This is a genomic window from Peredibacter starrii (genome assembly GCF_034259205.1).
GTDB classification, from domain to species: domain Bacteria; phylum Bdellovibrionota; class Bacteriovoracia; order Bacteriovoracales; family Bacteriovoracaceae; genus Peredibacter; species Peredibacter starrii.
Genome location: NZ_CP139487.1, coordinates 2,972,762 through 2,990,668 on the forward strand (window position 1 = coordinate 2,972,762; position 17,907 = coordinate 2,990,668).

A 17,907-nucleotide genomic window follows, 5' to 3' on the forward strand; every position below is an offset into this window, starting at 1 on the left:
CCGTATCCGGAATTTCTAAAGCATAAACTCACCTCGTTTCTCGAAATTCCGGTGACTTGGCTCCCTTGGCTTAATTTCTCTGACCAAAATCAATCCAGGCCCTAATCGCTAAATCATTAAGTTTACACCACCGATAAGATCTCTATGCCAAACAAAAATTCTGAATATAGATTCAATCATATTTTGCTGAAACTTTCCAAACTTGAATCCATTGATTCTGGTCTTCTTGAAGAAAGTTTCAACATAATTACAAAGTCAGTTGTGGAGGCCCTAAATGTTGGAAGATGCGGTATTTGGTTTTACAATGAAAAACGAACAGCAATCATTCTAAATGATCTGTATGAATCAGAGACCCAAACTCACTCCTCTGGGGCCATATTAGATGCATCCGACTTCCCGAAATATTTTGATTATCTTTTAGAAGAGCGAACACTTCCGGCAGTGGATACATTTAATGATCCAGTAACATCAGAATTTTTAGAAGTCTATTTGAAGCCACTGAATATTGTATCTATGATTGACGCTCCTATTAGAGTAAATGGAAAGATGATCGGAATCATTTGCTGTGAGAGCGTGGGGGTTACAAGAAATTGGACTATGGCAGAACAAAACTTCATAGGAAATATTACTGACATTCTCGCCAGGGCCGTCCAAGCCAAAGAAAGAAAAGAAGTCATGAATCAGCTCGAAAGGATGAATATCCATCTTGAAGAGTTGATAGAAGAAAGAACCAAAGAACTTGAAGTTCAGAGAGCAAGGACAGCTAATGCTTCAAAGATGGCCATGCTAGGTGAGATGGCCAGTTCGATAGCCCATGAAATTAACAATCCTTTGGCAATTATTATATCACTCGTAAGCATGATTAAAAGAATGGATGAGAAAGGCAGCAGTAAGGAAGATAAGGATAAGGCATTAAATAATCTCATCGAAACAAGTAATAGAATTGAAAAAATCGTGAAAGGTTTGAGATTTTTTGCACGAGATGCTTCTCGTGACGACTTCGTCCATACTTCAATTAATCAGGTGATTGAAGATACCTTAGCACTGTGTAACCAAAAATTTCATCAACATGGAATCAGTATTCATTACAACATCTGTCCAGATTCAATCATTTATTGTCAGCCAGTAAGCTTATCACAGGCCATACTAAATCTCCTCTCAAATTCCTTTGATGCTATCAATTCTCTTGAGGATAAGTGGATCAGGATTGAATGTTTCGAAACTCAAACTGATGTACAAATCACTGTTACAGATTCCGGGAATGGCATCAATGAAGAAATTCGTGATAAAATTGTTTTGCCTTTTTTCACGACTAAAGAAGTTGGTAAAGGGACAGGACTGGGTTTATCAATTGTAAAAGGTATTGTTGAGCAACATGGGGGAAAATTAAGCTTGGATTCGGGTTGTCCTAATACCAAGTTCAACATTATGATACCAAAAAAAGCAAGGGCAGCGTGAAAGTACTCATATCGGATCCTGACAACACCTACATCATAAAGATTGAGGAGCTTCTCAAAAAAGAAGGTATCGACTTTGAATTGTGTCAGAGCGGTAAAGAATGTCAGCTTAAAGTATATAAAGGCGGAATAAAAGTTTTAATAATGGATCTTGAGACTGAAAACTACTCAGCATTGATGGTTCTGAAATTCATGCGACTCAATCATCCCACAGTGCAAGTTATCTTGACCGTCAAATCAAAAGAAACTTTAAAAGAACTGGAGCTAGATTCTGAAGGATTAAAAAAACTCGGAGTTTCACAAATCCTGGTAAAACCGTACACATGCGAAAAACTTTTAAATGCAGTACGTGGTGAACAACTGGACAGATGGAAAAACGTGACCCTTACCAACGGGTCTTCAGATGAAGAAGCAGTGATAAATGAAAAAGATGAAAATTTCACAAAGGTTTCGATTGAATCCTGCATGAGCGGGAATGTTACTATATTCGATCACTATCTTCGATTAGGTCCCGGAAGATACATTAAAATCCTCAGAAGAGGAGATCACTTTGATAATGAAAGAATTGAAAAGTACAAAACTGAAAAGAAGGTCGTATCCTTGTATTTCAAAACGGTTGAACGAGCAGTTTATGTAAACTTCATGAATGAACTTCTCAATAAAATGCTTACTAAAAAAAGCAGTAGCCCGAATCAATATTTTTCATCCATCAAAGCTGTATCTGAAGTTTATATTGACGAGATTTTCCTTACAGGTATCAGGCCTTCCCTTGTTGAAGAAGGTATGAAAATCTGTCAAAACATGTACAAATTAGTAAATTCAAATTTAGAAATATCTAATTTTTTAAGACAATATCAGAATGAAATCCCCTCAGAACAGAGCCATCAGTTTCTTGTATCATTCTTTTCAACGATTATTTGTAAAAACCTAGAATGGTCCAGCCAACGAACAGTGGAAATAATCGCTCTCGGCGGGCTTCTTCATGACATCGGGAAACTAAAGCTTCCAAAGGGAATGAGGGATAAAGAGGAAACAGACATACCGGAAAACCAAAGAGCAATCTTCAGAGAGCACCCGTTGCATGGTTATGAAATGTTAAGTAAATCCCCTTTCATCACCACCCCGGTTAAACAGATTGTCTATCAACACCATGAACTCGTAAACGGAACAGGATATCCCAACGGATTAACAGGAGCAAAAATCTATCCTCTAGCTAAAGTGGTTTCTCTGGCAGATGGATTTGTAAGACTTCTGACAAAAAATAAATGCACAACAATCGAAGGATTAAAAATATTCATTCCTGACAAGAATGAAACGACTAAATACGACCCTCTTATTCTTAAATCGCTTGTTACCGGATTATTGAAATGAGTAAGCACGAATTGAATGATGAAATTCTCTTTGTGGGTGATGATGAAGACTTCTTTGGGCAGATCACAAGTTCCCCTTTAGTCATAAAGGAGGACGTTGCTGTATTAAAAACTTCTTATGAGAAAGGCTCGATCTTCAATAGAGAGAATATTCCCAGAATTGTTATAGTGGATGTGTCCAACAATTCCATCGATATCACAAGAGTGACAAAAGAAGTCTTATTTTATAAGAAAGCTCCGAACTTTAAATCAGTTTTTTTTGCCCTTGTTTGTAAAAATGACGAGCAAAAGAAAGAACTCAGTTTTCTATTCTCGACAGGATTTTACTTATTCCACATTAAAGGTGGAGAAATCGAAACTTTTGTAAGAGATGTACTCTATATTGGTCTTAAAAGAGAAATTGATTTCCCCCGACTAGCTTGCGCGAAGGGAATAAATCTTCCACTTCAGGTAGGAATATGTTCCAGTCTGGTCAAGATGGAAAAAGATCGCATCAGCGTAGAAGCAGATTTAGAAGACACTGAAGAAGAACTAATTATCAAATTCAGACAATTCCCTGACAATAAGGGCATTGTTTTTCCAGTAAAAAGCAGTAGCGCATTCACAAGATACTATCCAATGCTCTCCACTTTTTATCTCGACTTTCCCTACCCTGGTCCCTGGGAAGAAATTGGACCTGAGTCCATACTACTGGACACTGTCGAAACCTGGATTGAAAACTTTGCGAGTGAATTCAGTGAAGGGGACAATTTCACAGTACAGGTACTTTCATCAGACTTTGAATTCTTGGCCGGCACCTTTGGAGGGATCGAGGATAGAATTAAATTCATCTTCACGACCTCATCAGAGAGCTGTCCGATTGAAATCATGTTAGAAGACAAACCAGACCTAATCATTGCCAATCTCTCCCGGCCTGAGGAAGAAGGTATCACTCCAGAAGTCCTGGATTTCTTATATTCTAACGACTTCGTAGTGAGCGAATACCGTCCAGTCATAGTCATTATGAATACTCCTTCAAAAAGTGGAGCACTTCAAAAACTTTTTAACTACGAACGAATAGTGGCTTCGCATTCTCCTTTAGACAAAGACATGTTCGGGAAGCTATTAGAGAAATTCAAAACGAAGGACTCCGAAGGCAATAAAAGCTCCGGTCTTTTGAAAGTAAATTCTCCCTACCGTCCGGTGGATATATTACAAGAATTTTATATCGTCGGCCTCACTGAGCATGAAATATCCTTCATCTCCCAAAGAGAACTTCCATTTTTTGCTGTCCTTCACTTTGAACTTCCAATCGAATTTCACGCAACTATCGTTCCCCCTATTTGGACAATCGACAAAAAAAATGACAAAAACTATTACATGGCCCTGATACATGGTCTTTCAGAAGAAAAACTCATGATCCTAAGAAAATTCATTAACCAGATTATCCATTCCCCTCTTAAAGAATTTACAGCAGAAGCTGTTGCTGAAAAGCTAGGTGAAAAAGCACTAGAATCGGCCAAAGCGCCTTCGGAAACAATTGCTGTTGAGGCCAACGTAGTAGTCAAATCAGCTCCAACGACAAAAAAAGAAGTAAGAACATTAAAAATATCAGGAAAAAGTAAACTATAAGGAGTAAAACTTGAAAAAGGGAAATTTATTAATTGTCGATGACGAACCCATTCTGCTTGAAACTCTAAAGTACAACCTTAGTGATTTAGCAGAAAAAATTTTCCTGGCCATAAATGGAAAAATGGCCCTCGAGATTATTAAAAGAGAATCTATTCAATGCATCCTTTGCGACATTAACATGCCTGTTATGAATGGGGTTGAGCTTGTAAAGAACATCAGGGCCCTTGGGCTTGAAACTCCTCTCATTTTTTATACAGGCCATGGGAACCATGACCTGATGCTGGAAGCCGTCAAATACGGAGCTTTTGATTTTATAAACAAACCGGCCCTTGATCACATCGAAGAAGTCGTTGAGCGAGGTCTTCAAGTAGGCCGTGGGGATCATCAGGAATCAAAGAGTGATTTTATGAGTGAATACAGAAAACTTTTGGCATCTCAGTAAGGGGATTATTCATATATTCACTACCGCTTCCATTGTGACTTTTTTAGACAATTGAGGAAATTAAAATTGTCGTGACTAAAAGTCAGTGAGATCCGAAATCAATTTTCGGATGGCCTTTACTACATCTGCTGCCAAAGCTGATTGAAAATAAGTGAATTAATCTATCGGCGCCAAACTGTCACCAATAGATATTCATTAAAAAGACCATGACGTGATGTTTCTGGTCACCTGATTTTTTATCAGGATTCGTAATTGATGGCGCCGATGACAATCAAAGCCGCGAGCACCAACGTTGACACAATCTCAAAGTTCGAAAACTCTTTTCTAAAATCTCGCAAGCTTCTCATGTTCTTCCCTTAACGATGAAAATTAGCAGACATTATAGGGATTTTGAAAAACTTCGTTTGTTAAGATTCTAAGTGGATTTTTTTACCGCTTCGCTACTAGTTCTTCTTTCATAACCTTCTTAGCGAAGATGAATACAATCCAGGCCACGATAATAAAATCGATCCCTGCTCCAAGAACTTTACCGTACATAATTCCGTTGTAGCTAAGCTCGTAAATGCTCGCAACTCCAGCGGCCTTAAGGGCAGGTTGAAGAATAAGCGGAGTGATGAGGTCATTGACGAGACTCGTTACAAGCAAATTTAATTTACCACCGATGATCACGGCAATCGCCAAACCAATAACACCATATTGTTTTAAGAAGCCAACGAACTCTCTAACCATAGACCCTCCAGTATTTTGTACTATTAGGATGGCAAAGAAATTCTGGTTTGACTATTTTAGGTGGGAGAAGAATTGTTTAAGAAGTTCCTGGGCCACTTCTGGTGGAGTCCCCTTATTACTTTTGATTTTGTTCTCGGATGTCGCGATCGCTTTTTGATCAATCACTTCCTGAAAGCTTGATTTAAGGCCCTCATGGATAAGTTGCCACATCCAATCCAGTCCCTGCTTCTCACGCTTCTTCTGAATTTGAGCAGCTTCTTTTGAAAAGTAATCTTCCATAGTCTTCTCCACTTCCGGAAGACCTTTCTTAGTTACTGCAGAACAAGAAAGAACCGGTGGAATCCAACCATCATGGCGAAGAATCTGAAGCGCTTGTTGATAATCATGTTTTGCACGAAGGATGATCTTTTCTTGATCGCCATCGTCTTTTGTTACAACCACCATATCTACAACTTCTAAGATCCCGCGCTTAATCCCTTGAAGATCATCGCCGGCGCCCGGTTGAAGGAGCATCACGAAAAGATCCACCATCTGAGCGACAGTTGTTTCAGACTGTCCCACGCCAACAGTTTCCACTAAGACGTAATCAAAACCATAGGCTTCACAAATAAGCATTGATTCACGAGTTCTGCGCGCCACTCCACCCAAAGTTTCACCTGATGGACTCGGGCGAATGAATGCCATGGGATCAATCGCCAGTTCATTCATACGGGTCTTATCACCTAAGATAGATCCGCCACTCACCTGAGAAGTCGGATCAACCGCCAGAACTGCCACAGTTTTATTTTGTGAGGTAAGTTGTTTTCCAAAGGCCTCAATGAATGTGGATTTACCCACTCCTGGAGTTCCGGAAATCCCGACGCGTTTTGATTTACCAGTCAGAGGCAATATCGCTTTAAGAAGTTCCTGAGCTAGTTTTTGATGATCAGGATTATGGGACTCCACGAGTGTAATTGCTCGTGCCAGAATCGTTAAATTCTTGTTCTTAATCCCGTCTAGATAATCCTGGAGCTCAAGTTGCTTTCTCATTTATATCCCAGGGCCTCGTTAAGTTTTTTCACCAGATCCCGGGCCGCATCGGCAATGACTGTACCTGGACCGAAAATTCCCGCCACACCCATCTGATAAAGTTTATCGTAGTCCTGCGGAGGAATAACTCCACCAATGGTTACAAGGATATCTTCACGTCCCAGTTTTTTTAGTTCAGCTTTTAATTCTGGCACAAGAGTTAAGTGACCAGCAGCAAGGGATGATACACCAATGATGTGTACGTCATTTTCCACTGCTTGTTTTGCTGTCTCTTCTGGAGTCTGGAACAGAGGACCCACATCCACATCAAAGCCCAAGTCTGCGAAGGCAGTTGAAATAACCTTCTGACCACGGTCGTGTCCATCTTGTCCCATCTTCGCGATAAGAACACGTGGACGACGTCCTTCGTTCTTCTGGAATTTTTCCATGAGAAGTTGGAGTTCTTTCACGTCGTATTTTCCTTGTTGAACTTCTTTTAAATACACACCCTGAATAGTTCTGATCTCAGCTTGGTGACGGCCAAATACTTTTTCCATCGCCATACTCATCTCACCGACAGTGGCGTGAGCACGAGCGGCCTCAACCGCTAGAGCGAGAAGGTTGCCAGTTCCGTTCCTACAAGCCTCAGTCATAGCATTGAGTTTTTCCTGAACCACTGCTTCGTTACGTTCAGCTTTAAGTTTTTTCAGACGATTAATCTGAGCTTCACGCACCTGTGAGTTTTCTACTTGAAGAATATTTGGAGTATCGTCTTTTTCACGTTTATAAAGGTTAACTCCTACGATTGGCTGAACACCTGAATCAATTCGACCTTGAGTGCGAGCAGCGGCTTCTTCAATGCGCATCTTAGGAATGCCCTTGGCGATGGCGTGAGACATACCACCCAGAGACTCCACTTCCTCAATCAGGGCCCAAGCTTTTTGCGCCAGTTCCTGAGTAAGGCTTTCTACGAAATAACTTCCCCCCCATGGATCAATCACATCACAGGTATCAGTTTCAGTCTGAATGAAGAGCTGAGTGTTCCGAGCGATACGGGCCGAGAATTCACTTGGAAGAGCAAGTGCTTCATCCAGAGAGTTTGTGTGTAAGCTTTGAGTGTGACCGTGAGTTGCGGCAAGGGCCTCAATTCCCGTTCTTGTGACGTTATTGAAAACGTCTTGAGCAGTTAAGCTCCAACCAGAAGTCTGAGAGTGAGTTCTAAGGGCCAGAGACTTTTGGTTCTTTGGTTTGAAGTCCGAAACGATTTTACTCCAAAGAAGTCGACCCGCTCTCATCTTCGCTACTTCCATGAAGTAGTTCATTCCGATCGCCCAGAAGAAAGAAAGACGAGGAGCAAACTGATCCACATCAATCCCTGCTTTCACACCAGTACGAAGGTATTCAAGACCATCGGCCAGGGTATAACCAAGTTCAATATCTGCAGTCGCACCAGCTTCCTGCATGTGGTAACCCGAAATTGAAATCGAGTTAAACTTCGGCATGTTCTTAGATGTGTAACTAAAGATATCCGCGATGATTCTCATCGAAGGCTCAGGTGGGTAAATATAAGTATTTCTCACCATGAATTCTTTCAAGATATCGTTTTGAATCGTCCCTGTGAGTTGCTCCGGCTTCACACCCTGCTCTTCACCCGCCACGATAAACAAAGCAAGAATTGGAATCACTGCTCCGTTCATCGTCATTGATACCGACATCTGATCAAGCGGAATACCTTTGAAAAGAATGCGCATATCAAGGATGGAATCAATCGCCACCCCTGCCATACCAACGTCACCCTTTACACGAGGGTGATCAGAGTCATAACCACGGTGAGTAGCAAGATCGAAAGCAATTGAAAGACCTTTTTGACCTTTCGTAAGATTGTCACGATAGAAACGGTTTGATTCTTCCGCCGTCGAAAACCCCGCGTACTGACGAATGGTCCAAGGGCGAACCGAATACATCGAAGCATAAGGGCCACGAAGAAAAGGTTTGTTACCCGGAAGAGTCTTCATGAGTTTTTTAAACTTCACGTCCTTCTCAGTATAAGCACTCTTAAGTGCGATGCCTTCCGGCATCACGGTGATCTTTTTAGGAGCTGGCTCAGATAGTTTTGGAGTCTTCCAAGGAATTTTGCTGAAATCAGTTGTCATAGGTTACCTCCCCTCGAACTTTGAGGCCAGATTCTGGAGTACCTCATACACGTTTTGACCGGCGAATAGATTATTGAATCCCGCCATCTCAAATTTTCCAGCGATATACTTATGTTGTGCCTTCACTGAACTCACAGTATCCGAAATTGTTGGATACTGATCATCCAAAGCGCAGAGAACGATAATGTCTTCTTTTCTCTCCGAAAGAGTCTTCTTAAAGTTTTCAATATCCAGTTCAGAATGACCAGGCTCATTTACAGTAAGACCTAAAAGTTCAAAGTAGTTCTTCACGAAGTTCAGACGAGCATTAAGCGCGCCATACTCTCCGAAAAGCGCCACATATACACTTGGCTTCTGCTTCACGTTTTCCATACCAAGACGAAGGTCTTCAAAAATACGGGCCACACGGAAGACCGTTGGCTTTTTAAGTTTTAGTTTTAAGTGTTCCTTCACGTCCGGGAAATCATTCATCCCCGACATCACGTGGCGACGAGTCTTCACCATCTCAAGGCGCTTTTCGCGAACAGTGGCAGTTTCTTTTTCTAAATAAGAATGAAGTTCACTGTCATTCATCACAATCATCGTCTGCATCAGTTTCCAAGCTTCTTCAGCAAGGGCACTGGTTAGACTTTCTAAGTGATAACTTCCGAAGGCAGCATCTTCCACCACTCCCAGCATACTCTCAAGTGCCAGAACGTGAGACGTATTACGGGCCATTCGACGAGAGCGCTCAACGTGTTCCATATCCGGAGCACCATCTACCTCGAGTTCAATTAAAGAATTATATCCAGCAGACTGAACGTGATCAGCACCACCAATGTAGGCCGAAGCAACTGCCGTTTCATTACGAAGCATATTTGAGTAACGCTCAAACAGTGTCCACTCTCTCATCGAGGTAAGCCCCACGATGTTGAGCTTCATCTTCTTCCCAGACTCTTCCAGGATTTTATGAGCAAGAAGTTTCGCCGCTCGAATCTTAGCGATGTTGTGGAAGAATTGAGAATCCACATAAACACCAAGATAAACCTCAGACTGAGTTCCAAGATTTTTAATAAAATTTGTCGCTAGAAGCGCCAACTCTTGAATCGAGTGCCCGCCTTGATCATGGGCTTTTTGACCAGAAATGATATTTGAAACAACTTTGAAGGCATTACTTGAATAGTTCCCACCGAGAATGAACACTTCAAGCTCTTTTGGAGAGGCAAATTTTGTCAGGGTGCTCTCAATAATTTTCCACTTAGTTTCATTTAGGTCCGGACCAGAAAAGAAGAAATTTCTCACCCCCTGTCCGAGGTCTTCAGTCAAAACCTTCTCAATTTCATGCTGATCGAGATGAACATAAGTTGTTGAGGCCTTCTTCCAATTTTCATTGGCATTCAAATGAACTTCAGATTTAGTCTCTAGGGAAAGTGTGGGCCAGCTGGCACCGGTAATGAGCTTTTTTGTGGCCTTATTCCCCACTTCCGTCAGCTTTAGCTCCGATTTCAGGGCATTTTCCCACTGTTCTCGTTGGGTATTAAAATCACTCTCAAAAAAACTTGTTAAGGAACTCACAATAGACTCCGGGACGTAAAAAATCTTAGATGATTTATCCTAACAAAAAATTGAGTAAAAATCCCTCTCAGATTAAACTATAGGCACCCCAACGGAGGCCTTTTTTGAGTCTAACGCTTTTAGTAGAACACAATCCCATGATTGAGAGCTGTTACATGCTCAATTTATCCACATGGCTGGGGTTGGAGATCCTTCCTAAAAAGAAGGCAGAGTTCGCAGTTAAATATCTTGAAACTGATAGTCAAAACATCAAATTGATCATTGTTCGCGCAACAATTGAGAAAGAACCCTCTGCCGCGATCATGATCGATTACGTAAAGAAGAAGGGTCTAAATATCCCGGTGATTGTGATTGGCCCTGGAAAAGAGATTCCAGGCAGCGCCGCCCACGTCCCAAATTCCTTACAGCTAAAAATTCTGATTCAAAGCTCCGCAAGGGCCCTCAATATCACCGCCAAGGACATGTCGAACAAGGTGGTACCGGACTACTTCCCGATTCCTATCACCTACTTCAAAGTGATTAAGCGTTCGGTTTGTAAGGTCTACTCACAGGACATCGACGATGCGAATAAATACAACCTTCGTATTGAAAGAATGTCTGAGTTTGAAGAGTCTTACATCCAGAGCATGATTCAGGAAGGGATGACCCATTTGTATGTCGATAAAATGGATCGCCTGGAATTCGTAAACAACGTAACTGCTGAACTCATGGCCATGCTTGAAACCATGGATCTTTCCGCAGAGGAAGAACTATCAGTTCAAGACAAGAGCATGGAACTTCTCTCGAAGAAGCTTCTCACTATTGGTGTTAATGAAGAGACGATTAAACTCGCACGTAAAAACATCGATGCCATGAAGAAGACCGTTCAGAAGAACCCGAAACTTTCAAAACTTCTGGAACGTCTGTTAAGCAACAAGTCTTCTTACCTCTTTAAGCACACTCAGATCCTGACTTACATTGGTCTCCATATCATTAAGAACATTGATTGGGGTAATGCTGAACAAGAAGAGAAGATGAGCTTCATCGCCTTCTTCCACGATATTGTGCTGGAAACGGATGAGCAGGCCCAAATTAAATCAACGCTTGAACTAAAAAAAGCGAACTTCCCACTCCCGGAAAGACTTCTGGTCGAGAAGCACGCTCAAATGGCGGCGGAATTTGTTTCAAAATTCCCCCACGCTCCTATGGGTGCGGATCAACTAATTCGTCAGCACCACGGCATGCTCAACGGCGTTGGTTTTTCAGAACACTATGGTAATAACGTCTCTCCTCTGGCGATCGTTTTCATCGTGGCCGAAGAGTATACACGAATTATTATGAAGCGTGAGAATGGTCCCTTTGATCGAGAAGAGATGATGCAGGAACTCAAAGCTGAGTTCCCGACCACCAGATTCCAAAAAGTCGTCGATATTCTGCAGAACGTGACATTTTAAGTTAAAGCAGCAATGTAAGAGACCCAAGCGTCACAGTTTTCTGCGTCTTCTGCAGGCGTGAACACACCATTACCGCCTCCATCTTCATCATCCCCTTCCCAGTAAGCAACAGTCTTAGAAAACCCTGCTTCAATCAGAAGGTCGCGAAGTTCAGGCATCATCCACATACGCCAGTGGTACGTGAATACATTCTCATGCTTCTTGCCTTTAGCATCTTTAAAGTGAATGGCGAAAGTACAGTCGTGAGTCAGAGGATTGAAGTGTTGGCATTCCCAATAATAAGTCAGGCCTTTCATCTTCTTCACATCTGTCACCAGACGCTGACTTTCAGGGCCCGCGAAGATATCAAGGAAGAATACACCTTGCTTATTAAGCGACTTACGAACTGATTTGAAATACTTCAAAAGGTCTTTACGTGACTTGAAGATAAAATATGAAAAGTTAAAAGCACAAACTACATCGGCCTTTGGGGCCGAAGTTTTAAGTACGTTTTGTTCAAGGTAGTGCATGCGAGATTGCTGAGCTTTTGAAAGCTTACTGTAGTGACGAGTTTTACCCATTTTAATTGGCTCAGGATCAAGATCTACACCATAGGCCTCGCATCCCTTATCCTGTTCAACCCACTTACAAGAAATAGCACCAGTACCACAGAAATCCTCTCTCATGACATATGGAGAATGACCATAGAAGCGCTTGAATTCATCGTGCATGAAAGAGACTTCGCCTTCTGCATTCTGTACTGAGCGTTCATAGAAGTCATACTTTTGTTCGAGAGTGAGCGTCGATTTCACTTAAGTTCCTTTTCGTTATCTAGAAATACCCTTAGTGGGTGCTTATTATTAATGAGTCCATTTAGTAACTGCTTGATGGCCTTTTTCTTACCCAGATCAATGTCCCAAATAAGTGTGCCAGTCGCCCCGTCCGGAGTCAGGATGATTAAAACCTCGCGGTTATTAACCATTTTCTTTTCAATCCCCGTGATGTCTTTCCATTTTACAAATACCCGAGTCACTAGTTCTTTCGAACCATGCTCCAGGACCTTTCTCACGGTCTTTATTCCATCAAATGTGACTTCAAAATAATAATCCGAAACCTTGGTAAATTTGAAGAATAATGGTGTTAAAAGTGTCAGGATAATTGGATTTCGGATCAAAAACTCAAGATACACCGTGAAGTCCCGGAGCACTCCCCAAACAGGTCCATGGTGTTGTCATCCAGAAGCTGAATCTCGGCCAGATAGGCCTCATAGGGTGTGCTGAACTGCAGTCCCGCCAAAATCAAAACATAGATCACCCAACCAAAACTCCAGTTGGGCCTATCGAAGAACCAGGTCTGAGTCATGACCGCCACTTTTTCTCGTTCTGATAAAAGTTGGAGCTTCTCGACTCTTGGATCGGGATCTTTTCTTAAAACTGTTTTTTTGGGAGGTTTGGGAGAAGAAGAGCTCCCCTCATCGGGGAGCTCAGAGATTTTGAACTTTTTTTCGTCGTCAGACATTATTTTTGTTTAAGCATGTCTTGCATGATCATCATTGATTCTTCGATCACAGCATCTTTCTTCAGAGTCTTAGAGAACTCTTCGAATTTTTCCTGCTGAGCTTTTTCACCGCTCTTAGGGCTTAGATCTTTAACCATGAGATTCTTGCTTTCTTCTTCTTTCTTGAACACGTCAGTCATCTCACGGATCGACTTACGCTCTTTCTCGAAATCAGCAGCAACTAGAGAACGTTTTGTTTTCTCTTTTTGCTCTTTGTACCACTTGATCGAGTTTTGAAGGTGTTGGAATTTCTCACTCTTCTTCACACGTGCCTGGCTGTTTCCACGTAGAGACTTAAGGTCATACTTCTTGTCCCATTTTGTGTACTTAACAGGTTTTACTTCACCCCAAGGGATTGAGTAATCAAGAAACTTCTCACCAGACTCAAGATGTGAGAACTGGTCTGGAAGAATGATATCCGGAGTAACACCTTTGTACTGAGTTGAGCTTCCGTTTACACGGTAGAACTTCTGGATCGTGATCTTAAGCGCACCAAGTGGTGAGTAAGACTTCGCCATCGGCGAGATATATCCATCAAGATCAACTACGGCCTGTACTGTACCCTTACCGTGAGAGAACTCTCCACCCACGATAACAGCGCGGTTATAGTCCTGAAGAGCGGCCGCTACGATCTCTGAAGCAGAGGCCGAAAAACGGTTAATCAGAACGATCACAGGTTTTTGGAAATCAACTTTCGGATCTGTATCAGCAAGGATATCAACCGTTCCAGTGTGCGCCTTAACTTGTACGATCGGACCCTTTTCAATGAAAAGACCAGAGATCATACGAGCGTCCTCAAGAGCACCACCGCCGTTGTTACGTAGATCGATGATGAGACCTTCAACACCCTCTTTATTCAGGCGCTCAATTTCTCTTCTTGTATCATCAGTAACGTTACGTCCAGCGCGATCATTGAAGTCACGGTAGAACTTAGGAATGTTGATGTAACCAACTTTCGTTTTGTTTGGAGCAAGTTCAAGAACTGTTCCACGAGCGTAAGATTCTTCAATCTCTACAACATCACGAATGATAGGTACTACTTTTACAAGACCGTTTGGCTTCTTAATTGTAAGACGAACTTCAGAGCCCTTCTTACCACGGATAAGTTTAACCGCGTCTCTAAGAGACATATCAACCACATCAACCGGCTCTTCTTTGCCTTGGCCAACTTTTAGAATAACGTCTTCGGCTTCGATTTCTTTGGTCTTCCAAGAAGCAGAACCCGGAACGATTCTTTCAACTTTAATGTAAGAGTTTTCTTCGCGAAGGATAGCACCGATACCTTCAAGCTTCCCTGACATATCGATATCGAAATCTTCTTTTTCTTCCGGCACCAGGTAGTTTGTGTGCGGATCGAAAACTTTTGTGATTGCGTTGTAGAACTTATCAAGTTTGTCAGAGCGCTTCTCATTCACAAGACGAGAGAAAATTTTCTTATATGATTTAAGAACTTTCTCACGAGCGTCTTTTTCAATTTCAACTTCAGTAAGTTTCTTCTCAGACTTGGGCTTCTTCTTCTGGCCCTTATCATCAAGAACAAGTCCGTTCTGCTCTTCACGCTGATCGATGATGCGAGAAAGAACTTCATACTTCATGAGTTTTTCCCAATGAGCAAAAAGTTCGTTTTCCGATTTAAGGAACGAGCGCTTCTTCGGATCAGTTTCTAGTTGTTCTTTTGTGTTGTAATCAAGCGGCTTAGCAAGAAGTGTTTCAACATACTTCTCGATCTGACCAATGCGCTTATTCATAAGTTCAGCACTTGTATCAAGGATACGAAGATCACCCGACTTCAACATGTCATCGAATTTATCTTTGTAAACATCAAGCTGCTTAACGTCGCTATCAAGAAGGAACTGCTTACCGTAATCAAGACGCTCGAGATACAACTTGTAAGCGTTCTCAGAAAGTTGATTATCAACTTTCTTGTTTGATAGGTGCATGTTCTCTAATGCTCCAAGAAGGATACTTCCTAGGATCATTTCACGCGGATATGCCGGCTTTTGAGACATGATACTTCCGAGAATTGAAGGATCATCACTTGAAGACATTGGCGAACTTTTCTGTTGGGCCACTGCTCCCGTCGTCACTAGAGCTAAACTGAGCAATAAAACATGGGATTTCATGAAACCTCGATTTCGATAACTTGTGATTTAAGTATTTTCTACTTATGAGAGAGAGGATGCAATCTTTTTCACTTAGAATCGTTTACCGATAGCATCCAGAAAAGGTTTGATCTCTTGAGTCTTTTTGTCGTCTTTCTTGCAAACTTCCTGACTCTCGCCCTTCAAGCTTAGGCGAAGCGTTACTTCACACTTCCCTTCCGAGGCCGGAAGTTCGTATTGGATCTTTAAAAAACGTGAGGCGAAATCCATCTCAAGCTTCTTAGCATCACGACTATCCACTTTACGGATGCTCTCATCGTCATCGTCTTTCAAACGAAGGAAGTAATCCAAATTCGCAGTGCGCTCAAGCCAATAAATTTTCTCTGAATCAGTGTCTTCGATGCTGAAGATGCTAAGACTAGAACGAAGGTCAGAAGTGCTTTCCTTCTCAGGTTGGGCCGCATGTTGGGCCATAGCTCCAAAGCTAATAAGAAACAATACAATCCATGTACGCATGAAGACCTCGTGCCGAGAATTGTCTCACACGCTTTAATGACTTTCAAAGAAAAGATGCTAGTATTCAATCATGCTATACCCATTCATAAAACCCCTGCTGTTTCGTCTTGAACCTGAGACGGCCCACAATCTTACGATTGAAATGGCCAAACTCTCTCCCGTCATTGGGAAACTCACTGGTCAACCAATTGACTCTCGTCTGAGTTTGAAAGTCGGCTCAGTCAATTGGACTTTTCCCATCGGCCTTGCCGCCGGTTTGGATAAAAATGCAGAGGCCTTAACCTTCATGGGTCACCAGGGTTTTGGTGCCATTGAATGTGGAACTGTGACTTTAAAACCTCAGCTTGGAAATCCTCGTCCAAGAATGTTTCGTTACCCCGATGAACAGAGTCTTCGTAACGCCATGGGCTTCCCTAACCAGGGACTTTTAGAAATCCTTCCTCGCCTTCGTGCTTATGGTGGGGCCACTCCACTAGGAGTAAACATCGGCAAAAACAAAGACACGACAGCTGAAGAGAGTATTGAAGAACTTTCGCTTTTGCTTGAGACCATGGAAGAGGCTGCGCAATATTTTGTGATCAATGTCTCTTCGCCAAATACTCCGGGTCTTCGCGCCCTTCAGGAAAAAACTTATTTAAGTGAACTTTTCACTGAACTCAACAAAGTGAGAAACGGCAAAGATCTTTATCTGAAGATCGCTCCTGATCTTGATCAAAACAAGATCGTGGAACTCACGCATCTCGCTCAAGAGTATAAGCTCACCGGGATCATCGCCACGAACACCACCATCATGCCTGACCGAGGTGTGGGCGGAGTTTCGGGAGTTCTTCTTCGTGAGAAGTCCCGTGAAGTGAGAAAAATCATTTTGAAAGAAAGCACTAACCTTGAACTCATCGCTGTTGGCGGCATCACTGATCCTCAAGATCTTTTCAATCTTTGGAAAGACGGCGGGAAGGTGGCGCAGGTCTACACGGCCTATGTTTATCAGGGACCAGATTTATTAAAAAAATTTCATCAAGAGCTTGTGAACTTTGTTAAAAAACAAAATATGACTCTGGAAAAGTTTTTTGAACTTCCGCTAAGCGAGAGACAATACCGACTCTAACCGGCGTAGTCTCTCTTACCTACGTTTTGCTCGATGTATTCAATCATCATGCTGGCGATATCAAGCCCAGTCGAAGTTTCAATTCCCTGAAGTCCAGGCGAAGAGTTTACTTCCAGGACCAGTGGACCACGGTGCGAGCGAAGTAAGTCCACACCCGCAACATTCAGTCCCAATGCTTTTGCAGCATTCACGGCCATTGCCGCTTCTTCTTCAGAAATTTTTACCGGAACAGCAGAGCCCCCGCGGTGAAGGTTAGAACGGAACTCACCTTCTTTTGCTTGTCTCATCATGCTCGCCACAACTTTGTCACCAATCACGAAGGCACGAATATCAGAGCCATTACATTCTTTGATAAATTCCTGAACCAGGAAGTGGGCCTTCATCTGGCGGAACCCATCAATTACTGACTCAGCAGATTTTGCGGTATCACCGAGGATCACTCCTTTGCCCTGAGTTCCTTCGATGAGTTTAATCACACAAGGGGCACCCCCCACCATCTTGATGAGTTTCTCTGTCATCTTGGTTGAGTGGGCATAACTCGTCGTTGGTAGACCAATTCCCGAGCGAGATAGAATTTGAAGACAGCGCAGTTTATCCCGCGAACGAGTGATAGAAGTTGATTCATTCATCGAATAAACACCCATCATTTCAAACTGACGAAGGACCGCAGTCCCATAATAAGTAATTGAAGCGCCAATTCGCGGAACGATCACATCCAGATCATCAAGCATCTGGTCCTTGTAGTGCACCATCGGTTTTGACGAAGTGATGTTCATGTAACAGCGAAGCGGGTTAATGACTTTAACTTTGTGGCCACGAGAGATAGCGGCCTTCACCAAACGGTGAGTTGAATAAATTTTTGGATTACGGGACAGGATACCAATCTTCAAA

General features: G+C 42.3%; 16 protein-coding genes. 6 read left to right on the plus strand and 10 right to left on the minus strand.

Annotation, left to right across the window (positions count from 1 at the left end):
• The first annotated feature begins 144 nt into the window (after window positions 1-144).
• From SOO65_RS14845 to SOO65_RS14860, 4 genes are read left to right on the plus strand one after another with little or no spacing between them, the layout of a single operon-like run.
• Window positions 145-1,458, plus strand: a complete 1,314-nt coding sequence (locus tag SOO65_RS14845) for an ATP-binding protein (RefSeq protein ID WP_321391745.1) — start codon at window positions 145-147, stop codon at window positions 1,456-1,458.
• Complete coding sequence (locus SOO65_RS14850) at window positions 1,455-2,828, plus strand: HD domain-containing phosphohydrolase (protein WP_321391748.1); 1,374 nt, start codon at window positions 1,455-1,457, stop codon at window positions 2,826-2,828. The genes SOO65_RS14845 and SOO65_RS14850 overlap by 4 nt, the downstream gene beginning before the upstream one ends.
• Window positions 2,825-4,438, plus strand: a complete 1,614-nt coding sequence (locus tag SOO65_RS14855; protein ID WP_321391751.1) for a hypothetical protein — start codon at window positions 2,825-2,827, stop codon at window positions 4,436-4,438. The genes SOO65_RS14850 and SOO65_RS14855 overlap by 4 nt, the downstream gene beginning before the upstream one ends.
• A gap of 10 nt (window positions 4,439-4,448) precedes the next feature.
• A complete protein-coding gene (locus SOO65_RS14860) occupies window positions 4,449-4,880 on the plus strand; it encodes a response regulator (RefSeq protein ID WP_321391754.1) in 432 nt (143 codons plus the stop codon).
• A 429-nt stretch (window positions 4,881-5,309) separates the two neighbouring features.
• Here the strand turns inward: SOO65_RS14860 and SOO65_RS14865 are convergent, their stop codons facing one another.
• From SOO65_RS14865 to SOO65_RS14880, 4 genes are read right to left on the minus strand one after another with little or no spacing between them, the layout of a single operon-like run.
• The gene (locus SOO65_RS14865) at window positions 5,310-5,609 is read right to left on the minus strand and encodes a large conductance mechanosensitive channel protein MscL (protein WP_321391756.1); all 300 of its coding nucleotides are present in this window, start codon (window positions 5,607-5,609) and stop codon (window positions 5,310-5,312) included.
• Between the two features lie 51 nt (window positions 5,610-5,660).
• A complete protein-coding gene (meaB, locus tag SOO65_RS14870; protein ID WP_321391767.1) occupies window positions 5,661-6,638 on the minus strand; it encodes a methylmalonyl Co-A mutase-associated GTPase MeaB in 978 nt (325 codons plus the stop codon).
• A complete protein-coding gene (gene scpA, locus SOO65_RS14875; protein WP_321391769.1) occupies window positions 6,635-8,770 on the minus strand; it encodes a methylmalonyl-CoA mutase in 2,136 nt (711 codons plus the stop codon). Before scpA ends, meaB begins: the two co-directional genes overlap by 4 nt.
• Window positions 8,771-8,773: 3 nt before the next feature.
• A complete protein-coding gene (locus tag SOO65_RS14880) occupies window positions 8,774-10,324 on the minus strand; it encodes a methylmalonyl-CoA mutase family protein (RefSeq protein ID WP_321391772.1) in 1,551 nt (516 codons plus the stop codon).
• 104 nt (window positions 10,325-10,428) lie between these two features.
• On the opposite strand from SOO65_RS14880, the gene SOO65_RS14885 reads away from it, so the two are divergent.
• Window positions 10,429-11,757, plus strand: a complete 1,329-nt coding sequence (locus SOO65_RS14885) for an HD-GYP domain-containing protein (protein WP_321391775.1) — start codon at window positions 10,429-10,431, stop codon at window positions 11,755-11,757.
• On the opposite strand, the gene SOO65_RS14890 is transcribed toward SOO65_RS14885, so the two are convergent.
• From SOO65_RS14890 to SOO65_RS14910, 5 genes are all read right to left on the minus strand, one after another.
• Window positions 11,754-12,548 (minus strand): class I SAM-dependent methyltransferase, encoded by a 795-nt coding sequence (locus SOO65_RS14890; protein ID WP_321391777.1) that lies wholly within the window; start codon window positions 12,546-12,548, stop codon window positions 11,754-11,756. The two genes, SOO65_RS14885 and SOO65_RS14890, sit on opposite strands and share 4 nt — an antisense overlap.
• Window positions 12,545-12,910, minus strand: coding sequence for a hypothetical protein (locus SOO65_RS14895; protein ID WP_321391782.1), 366 nt, complete (start codon window positions 12,908-12,910; stop codon window positions 12,545-12,547). Before SOO65_RS14895 ends, SOO65_RS14890 begins: the two co-directional genes overlap by 4 nt.
• Entirely contained in the window at window positions 12,907-13,254 is a 348-nt protein-coding gene (locus SOO65_RS14900) for a hypothetical protein (RefSeq protein WP_321391785.1), read from the minus strand. The genes SOO65_RS14895 and SOO65_RS14900 overlap by 4 nt, the downstream gene beginning before the upstream one ends.
• A complete protein-coding gene (locus tag SOO65_RS14905; RefSeq protein ID WP_321391792.1) occupies window positions 13,254-15,416 on the minus strand; it encodes a carboxy terminal-processing peptidase in 2,163 nt (720 codons plus the stop codon). Before SOO65_RS14905 ends, SOO65_RS14900 begins: the two co-directional genes overlap by 1 nt.
• Before the next feature lie 72 nt (window positions 15,417-15,488).
• Window positions 15,489-15,911, minus strand: coding sequence for a hypothetical protein (locus SOO65_RS14910; RefSeq protein WP_321391798.1), 423 nt, complete (start codon window positions 15,909-15,911; stop codon window positions 15,489-15,491).
• Between the two features lie 70 nt (window positions 15,912-15,981).
• Here SOO65_RS14910 and SOO65_RS14915 point away from each other — a divergent pair, with 70 nt between their 5' ends.
• Window positions 15,982-17,016 carry a quinone-dependent dihydroorotate dehydrogenase gene (locus SOO65_RS14915; protein ID WP_321391800.1) on the plus strand — a complete coding sequence of 345 codons (1,035 nt, stop codon included), beginning with the start codon at window positions 15,982-15,984 and terminating at the stop codon, window positions 17,014-17,016.
• On the opposite strand, the gene rimK is transcribed toward SOO65_RS14915, so the two are convergent.
• A complete protein-coding gene (rimK, locus tag SOO65_RS14920; protein ID WP_321391803.1) occupies window positions 17,013-17,906 on the minus strand; it encodes a 30S ribosomal protein S6--L-glutamate ligase in 894 nt (297 codons plus the stop codon). The genes SOO65_RS14915 and rimK overlap by 4 nt on opposite strands.
• Between the last annotated feature and the right edge of the window lies 1 nt (window position 17,907).